The following is a 3619-nucleotide window of genomic DNA, read 5'->3' as shown; positions in this document are numbered from 1 at the left end:
CTTGGCGGTTACGATGAGCCAGAAACCCTCTCTTATCAAATCAACCTAAACTGTCCCATTGGTGCTGACGTCAGACATATTGCCTGCCAAGCAACCAAAGACTGCGAATGCCCAATACCATGAAGGACACGTACGCTTGGGCGACCTGGCGCTCTCACAAAATGCCCGTGTCTGCTTGGAAGCCACCAGCGGGCAGGAATGGCATCTGTGGTCTGGCCTTGACGCAGAAGGGGTCACGACGCGGAAATTGCCGCCAGCTCAAATAAAGGCTTTGGCAGCCAGTCGAGGCACGAGGGCGAAAACGGACAGGATCGATGCAGAACTCATTGCGCAGTTCATGGATATCCGACCTGATGCAGGGCGCAACCTTCCACATGCAAAGATACGTCTTCTCAGAGCCTTGCTGTCCAAGCGCGGACAACTTGTCGAGACGCGAAATCGGCTTCTGGCGCAGATCAAGGCGCATGGGATGCTGGGATCGGCTGACATGTTCAAAGCCATGGATGCCAAATTGAAAGACCTGCTGGATTATCAGATTGCAGAGCTTGAGGCCCGGATCGAACATACCATCGCCACAGATGAGAGACTTGCCACGACGGCTGGCATCCCGCGTTCCGTTTCCGGGATCAGACCGGTTGCCAGCACCATGCCGATCATAGAGATGCCAGAACTCGGCCAGATCACCAGCGAGCAAGCCGCCGCGCTCGCAGGCCTTGAGCCAATTGCACATGACAGCGGACCCATGCGTGGTCGGCGCACAATTGGCGGTGGCCGACGATTGCTATGGCATGTGATATTCCAGGCCGCTCTCGTCGCCAGCAATCACAATCCAGTCCTCAAGACAGTCGCCAACCGCCTATGCGCCGCCGGAAAACCTCACAAGGTCATCATCACTGCTGTTGCAAGAAAGCTTGTCACAGCCGCAAACGCTCTCTGCAAAACGCGCCAGAAATGGACACCTCAACCTGCATAAAAAGAAACAGTTGCCAGGGCCGACAATTGATAGTTGGGCGTTGCGGGGCTCAGGCCTGCTTTTGAGCCTCGTCTTCCTCTGCAACCTCTACGGCGTCTGCCGCCACTTCGACCACATCGACCTCATCCACAGGTTCCGCGACTTCGGGCTCTTCTGATTGATCCTCAAGCGCACCAACGATCAAAGGCAACATGTGTACGCCGGTCGCGCTTGCGATCTCGGGCGTTTGCGGCGTTTGCCAACTGAGTGTGTCGAAGCTTCCGCAGTTCTGGCAGACCGGCCCCCATTCGGGTTGGATATCATGGCAGTTGGTGCACACCCATTGCGGACCACGCGGCGCATTCAGCGCCCTGGCCAACCAGCCTTGCACAACGGCGTCCGAGGCCCCCTCGCCACGTTCGATCGCAGCCATCAACGTGTAGGCGCGCGCATCACCTTGCTTTTCAACCAAATCACCCAACGCACGGCGGGCTTCGGGGAAATCCTCGGCCACGATGTTCAATTCTGCCAGAATCAGGCGCGTTTCCATATTCTCGGGGTGAATGCGGGTTAGCGCCGTGAACCTCTTGATACGTTGCTCGGGAGTTTCATCCGGTACGATTTCGGCAAAGGCATGGGCCAGATCCGGGTGTGGCTGAACCTCCCATGCTTTTTTCAGAATCTTGGTCGCAGCCCGGGGTTTGCCTTTGGCGATATACGCGCGGGCGGCCATGGCAGCGGCAGGCACCAGATCGGGCGACAGACGATTGGCTTCGATCGCGCGCTCCTGCTGTTCGACGGTCGCGTCTTCGTCCAGAATGCCTTTGGCTTCGGACAAGGCCAGAACAGCGTCGCGCCGTTTGAAAACATCGCGCGGCAAATACCCGGCCTTCAACTTGGAGGTCAGGGTCGAACGCGCCCCGGCCCAATCCTGCGCCTTGGTTTGCAGGTTCAGCAACACATCCTGCGTCTCTTCGTGACGCGGTTTGATCGCCAGGGCCTTCTCGGCAAGTTTGCGGGCCGTTTCATCATCACCTTCGGCCAGCTTCTGCTTCATGATCCCGCGTACGCCAACAAACCGGGTCGCGTTGTTGGTCACCAGTTTTTTATAAGTATCCGATGCCTTTTTCGTGTCACCGGTCATCTCGGCGGCCTGTGCCACAAACAGATCTGTCAGCTCAGGCTTGTTCAGCAGTTTTTCGGCCTTGGTGGCTTTGGTCATCGCCACGCGCCCTTCGCCCGAGGCCAGCGCCATCAGGCCATCAGCCAGCGCCTGATATCCCTTTTGCTCGCGATTTCGGTCAAAATACCGGGACAAGGCAGTTTCGTCACCGTTCAGGAATTTCAGCGTTGCGATCAGCAGGCTGAGCAACTTGAAAAACAGCCAGACTGCAATGACCAACACACCCAGCGCGATCACTGACTGAAGCGGCCCCAGCGTGAATTCTGTGCCCGCGACGGTGATCTGAACCCCGCCACTGGTTTGCATCAGGAAGTGACCGCCCAGCGCCAGCAGGCCAATAATCGCAACAAAAACAAGGATCTTAAACAGTGACCACAGCATGGCAGGTCCTTCAGTTCGAGTTCAGGCTGGAAGCCAGTGTATTCGCCGCATCGACGGCCGCGACCCGTGTTTGGGCCGCCTGTTCCCAATCGGCCATTGCAGCCTTCGCCGCTTCGGGAAGTGATTTCAATTCACTCAGGGCTTTGACCAGGTCTCCGTCCGCGAGCGCAGCCTGTGCACGTGACAGGACGGCATCTGGCCCATCCCCTTCCTGGGGCATGACCGACCGCGCGCCTGTTTGACGTTGCAGGAAGGCAATCAGGCCAGTGCCCTTGTCGGCATCACGCGCTTCTGCCAGCGCTGCTCGGGCCGCAGGCGCGAAGCTGGCCCGCAGAGAGGAGAGGGTTTCCACACCTTTCTCAGCCGACCCGGACAGAGCATCCGGCACATCCACACCGCCTGCCTTCAGTTCCGCAACAAGATCGGAATAGGGCTGGCCCGCATCCAACTGGCCATGCAAGCGGGACAGAACAGCGGCATTTGCCGCAGTTTGCACGTCGGCTGATGCTTTTGCCTCAAGCGCCTGAGCGTCCGAAACCATTTTTTCAACTTCGGCACGTTGCGAGGCCAGAGAATCCTGAAGCTTCTTCAGCTCAGCTTCAAAGGCGGCCATGGATTCGGGCGACACGCTGGATTCGATCGGGGTCTTCTCCAGCGTCGCGATTCGGTCTGACAATGGTCCGATCTGGCCTGACAGCGTATCCACAGTAGATTTGATCGCACTCAGGTCACCTTCCACGGGTGTCAGTTTGTCGGACAGCGCTTTGACCTGATCCGTCAAACCGGCAACATCCGGACTGTTTGCAAGCTCTTGCGACAGCTTGGCAATCTGGTCGGATTGGTCTGCCAGTTTGGACTCCAACGCCGCCAAGGTATCCGAAGTGTCAGAGCCACCTGACAATAGCCCACCATTGCCCAGCGCAAACCCGACAGCGGCTGCAATGGCACCACCCAGCAAAGCAGGCACAAACCCGCCACGCTTTTCAACGACGCGCTCAACAACTTTTTCCTCGACCGGAGCGATTTCTTCGGCTTCGGCTTCGGCTTCGGCTTCGGCTTCGGCTTCGGCTTCGGCTTCGGCTTCGGCTTCGGCTTCGGCTTCG

Annotated in this window: 3 protein-coding genes; 1 reads left to right on the top strand and 2 read right to left on the bottom strand. The window is 58.1% G+C overall.

Translation table 11 applies throughout. The annotated features are described in order from the left end of the window. Window positions 1-136 precede the first annotated feature (136 nt). A complete protein-coding gene (locus tag AC2FJB_RS22730) occupies window positions 137-973 on the top strand; it encodes an IS110 family transposase (protein WP_496819144.1) in 837 nt (278 codons plus the stop codon). A 49-nt stretch (window positions 974-1022) separates the two neighbouring features. Here the strand turns inward: AC2FJB_RS22730 and AC2FJB_RS22725 are convergent, their stop codons facing one another. Both AC2FJB_RS22725 and AC2FJB_RS22720 read right to left on the bottom strand, forming a co-directional pair. Beyond that, window positions 1023-2516, bottom strand: coding sequence for a heme biosynthesis protein HemY (locus AC2FJB_RS22725; protein ID WP_496721211.1), 1494 nt, complete (start codon window positions 2514-2516; stop codon window positions 1023-1025). Between the two features lie 10 nt (window positions 2517-2526). After that, a partial coding sequence (locus AC2FJB_RS22720; RefSeq protein WP_496721213.1) for a COG4223 family protein occupies window positions 2527-3619 on the bottom strand: 1093 nt, incomplete at its 5' end.

Source organism: Ruegeria sp. CDSC085 (assembly GCF_059610465.1).
Note: the sequence above shows the minus strand (reverse complement) of the source record. Positions and strands in the feature narration are given on the sequence as shown.